The sequence below is a fragment of the Novosphingobium lindaniclasticum LE124 genome, from assembly GCF_000445125.1.
Taxonomy (GTDB): domain Bacteria; phylum Pseudomonadota; class Alphaproteobacteria; order Sphingomonadales; family Sphingomonadaceae; genus Novosphingobium; species Novosphingobium lindaniclasticum.
This window is the reverse complement of record NZ_ATHL01000068.1, coordinates 1-3,599: the sequence shown is the minus strand read 5'-3', so window position 1 is coordinate 3,599 and position 3,599 is coordinate 1. Positions and strand designations below refer to the sequence as shown.

The 3,599-nt window shown below is 52.7% G+C and carries 3 protein-coding genes; 2 read left to right on the top strand and 1 reads right to left on the bottom strand.

Annotation, left to right across the window (positions count from 1 at the left end; translation table 11 throughout):
- Positions 1-238 (bottom strand): hypothetical protein (locus tag L284_RS48760; RefSeq protein ID WP_235054345.1); only part of this gene is annotated, 238 nt, incomplete at its 3' end.
- On the opposite strand from L284_RS48760, the gene L284_RS47340 reads away from it, so the two are divergent.
- Together L284_RS47340 and L284_RS33970 are read left to right on the top strand one after the other, a co-directional pair.
- Positions 125-855 (top strand): IS5 family transposase gene (locus tag L284_RS47340; protein WP_235054344.1). Its coding sequence is split into 2 segments (ribosomal slippage): positions 125-410 and positions 410-855, totalling 732 coding nucleotides; the frame shifts between segments, so codons are not numbered across the junction. The genes L284_RS48760 and L284_RS47340 overlap by 114 nt on opposite strands.
- 1,522 nt (positions 856-2,377) lie before the next feature.
- Complete coding sequence (locus tag L284_RS33970; protein ID WP_021233694.1) at positions 2,378-3,457, top strand: IS5/IS1182 family transposase; 1,080 nt, start codon at positions 2,378-2,380, stop codon at positions 3,455-3,457.
- Positions 3,458-3,599 lie beyond the last annotated feature (142 nt).

Genomic DNA, 3,599 nt, shown 5'->3' with positions numbered 1-3,599 from the left:
CTAGGCCGTGTTGACAAAGAGGATTCCCAAATCGCGTAGGTTCTGATTCAAGGTGGCTTTTGGGGAAGCTACCTTGATCCGTGGTCTGATGAGCGATGAGGAATGGGCCTGCCTTGAGCCCTTCGTGATTGAGCGTGGTGCACGCAGCGGTCGGCGCCCACGAAATCACCGGCTTGTCCTGGATGGCATTTTCTGGATCGCACGAACGGGCGTAGCCTGGCGCGATCTGCACGAGCATTTCGGCAAATGGTCATCGGTTTACCGCCAGTTCCGGCGCTGGACGCTGTCTGGTCTGTGGGAGTTGCTGCTCGAAGCCTTCAACGAAAGCGGAGGCGGCGGCCCCAGCCTGCAAATGATCGACAGCACAATAATCCGGGCGCACCACTGTTCAGCCGGCGCTAAAGGGGGACTCCGTGTCAGGGTCTTGGCCGCTCAAAAGGTGGCTTTACGACCAAGATCCACCTCCGTGTCAATGCGCTGGGCTTGCCCATAGCGGTGGCGCTGACCGGGGGCGAAGCTTCCGACTTCAAGGGATATATGCCGGTCATGGATGCCGATGGACCAGCGCCCAAGGTGCTGCTGGCCGACAAGGGCTATGATGCAGACTTCATTCGCAAGGACATGGAGAAGCGCGGCGGTATTGCCATGATCCCGACCAAGCGGAACCGGCTGATCCAATTGCCCGTCGATGCCGCGATCTATGCCCTGCGCAACATGGTCGAACGCTGCTTTAACAAGCTCAAGAACGCCCGAAGGCTGGCAACCCGCTATGACAAAACCGCCGATAGCTACCTCGGCTTCATCCACATCGTCTCAATCCGGCTGTGGACCCGCCAATTTGTCAACGCCTCCTAGGTCTTGTCGCTATGATCATTGGCTCAAATGGGGAAGTCATAGAAGGAGTCAGAAGGGGTGAAACCCTTCCGCTCCTACTCCCAACGCCGATTACCTCTAACGTCACACCGGTAGTCCGAAAACCGAAGAATAACGGTGACTTAATCGCGATTGGTGGGCGTCTGTAGCATTGAATATGCTCTAAATTGCCCTCAGGAGCCCGTACAGCGCATGGATCGGAAAATATGGCTACCTGCCTCTCGGGGGTTGAGCGCACTGTACGGGCAACAGCGTCTTGCATCCCGCCTATTTTACTAACTTCATATATACCGTTAAACTTATCCCACACCCTTTATTGCCGCATAAATTTGTTTAGCAATATTTATATTGTGATTTATTTACGACCATCGCCCAAGTTTATTTTCATTAATGTTTGTTTATATAAACATAGATATTAGTGAGTTTAATAAAATTATCTTGTTTTATGGAATTATTTCTGGGTTTAATTCCGTAAATCAAGCCATATCGAGCTTTAATTTACCAAAATCACACAGGGGGGATTGTCTTCGAGGCTGATTATGCTTATAATGCTTGAAACAGCGAACCTTTTCTTGGCTAGAACGCTCAATCAGCAAAGCCAAATGCCTCCGGTCCGGCTCTTAGGACCGAGTTCCTTATCAGTGATAGCACCCTAGCTTGCGAAGGCGAAAGCCGATGCGCAGCAGACCTACTTGTGTTGGAACTTTCACCGTACTTCTTGAAGCGGTGACAAGTTATGTTTTTTGGGGAACTTAGAAGTCGCAAGACTGACCTCCGACCCTCCGGTTGAGTTGGAATAGCTCGATGGAACAACCTAGCGTATATGGGCTGATATTTTTATGTCCTGCTGCATTCTCAGCAGGTATCACACGGTGTGACCCCCGTCTCTTACCTTTCAAGGGTATGAGCAATAGGTAGCTAGGCTATATAAGAACATGTAAAGATATTCTGGGTGTAAGACTCCGCGTGAACTAAGTTGAAGATATTATTCTTTATCTTATCACCCTAGCGGAGGAGGAGCTGTGCCCAAATGATAACCACGACAGTATGAGAATAGAATTATAAATACGTGGATTAATAACGATGGTTACATACGGTTTACGCCGAAGCCATCGTGGGCTATATAGTTCATCTGGCCAAGAAAATATGCCATAGAATAAATAATTATGAATTACGAGATTAATAGAATTCAATTAACATTAGTTGCACTTAACGATCCTGAACTTTCCAACGAAGGTTTCTCCTTACTTCTTGAGCAATCGGTTGCTTCTTTGAAACAGCACGCCGCAGATGCACACGGGCCTAATGCTTTCAAGATTTTAGGAGAACGATTGGTTCGGTGTTCAATTAAAATCGACCGAGACGCCGACGGTGTTTCAACAGTGGACGTTACATGTAGAATACCTAGCGACATGTCGCACCATGAGCTGGAGACCCGCAAAAACCGGTAGTGTTTGGACGGCTATGATGATTCATTGAGGGCGCGCGATCACGGAGGCCAGCCATGGATCCCAAGTCCCTGTTCAGTTTGAGCGATCACCTTGAGGCATTGAGCAAGGAGGGCGATCCGCTTGAGGTTTTGCAGGAGACGGTGGATTTCGAGTATTTCCGAGCGTGGCTGGTCGAAGGGCTTGGTTATGGCGATGGAGCCAAAGGCGGACGCCCACCCTTCGATCCGGTGATGATGTTCAAGGCCCTGATCCTGCAGGCGCAGCATAATCTGTCAGACGCCCGGATGGAGTTCATGATCCGCGATCGGCTGAGTTGGCTGCGGTTTCTGGGACTGTCGCTTGGGGACCGCACGCCGGATGAGAACACGATCCGGCATTTTCGCAATCGCCTGACCGAGACGGGAACGCTCAAGCGGGTGATGAAGGCCTTTGACTGGCAACTCCAGAAGAAGGGCTACATTCCAATGTCCGGGCAACTCGTGGACGCCTCGCTGGTGCCTGCACCAAGACAGCGGAACACCGAGGGCGAACGCGAAGCGATCAAGTCGGGCAAGAGCGCCAGAGATATCTGGCCGAACGAGCCGAACAAGGCAGCACAAAAGGATACCGACGCGCGCTGGACCCTCAAGATCGGCGGGAAAGTTCGGTATCGAGCGGATGGAACGCCGCTCCCCATGATCGCCCTGCCGGTCTTCGGCTACAAATCCCACATCAGCATCGATCGACGCTTCGGCTTCATCCGAGGCATGGCGGTGACTTCGGCGTCAGCGGCGGACGGGCGTCTTCTCCGGCAGGTCGTCAGCACGGACAATACCAGTTCCGAGGTCTGGGCAGACAGTGCCTATCGCTCCAGGCGCAACGAGAAGTGGTTGTCGGATCAGATGCTCACGTCCCGCATTCATCGGCGCAAACCTATGGGCAAGCCGATGTCGAAGGCCACCTCGCGGGCCAATGCAGCCAAATCCTCGATCCGGGCCCATGTCGAACATGTCTTCGCCCATCAGAAGAACCGGTTCAACCTGTTCATCCGCACCATCGGCCTCGCCCGCGCTGAGGCAAAACTGACGCTTTGCAACTTGGCCTACAACTTCAACCGCCTGATTTTCCACGAACGCCGGGAATGCAGGGGCTGACTCTGTCTGCAAGCCAGCCAAACCGGCGAAATCAACGCTAGGCATCGTGGAAATCGGTCCGAACGATGCCGTTCGTGCGCTCCGAAGCCTCGACGTCTGTCAAGCCAGGCCGAAATTACCCGGTTTTTGCGGGTCTCCAGCT

What these genes read in the sequence shown, in the direction of transcription:
- L284_RS33970 (WP_021233694.1), top strand. Translation starts at nt 2,378, where the DNA reads ATGGATCCCAAGTCCCTGTTCAGTTTGAGCGATCACCTTGAGGCATTG.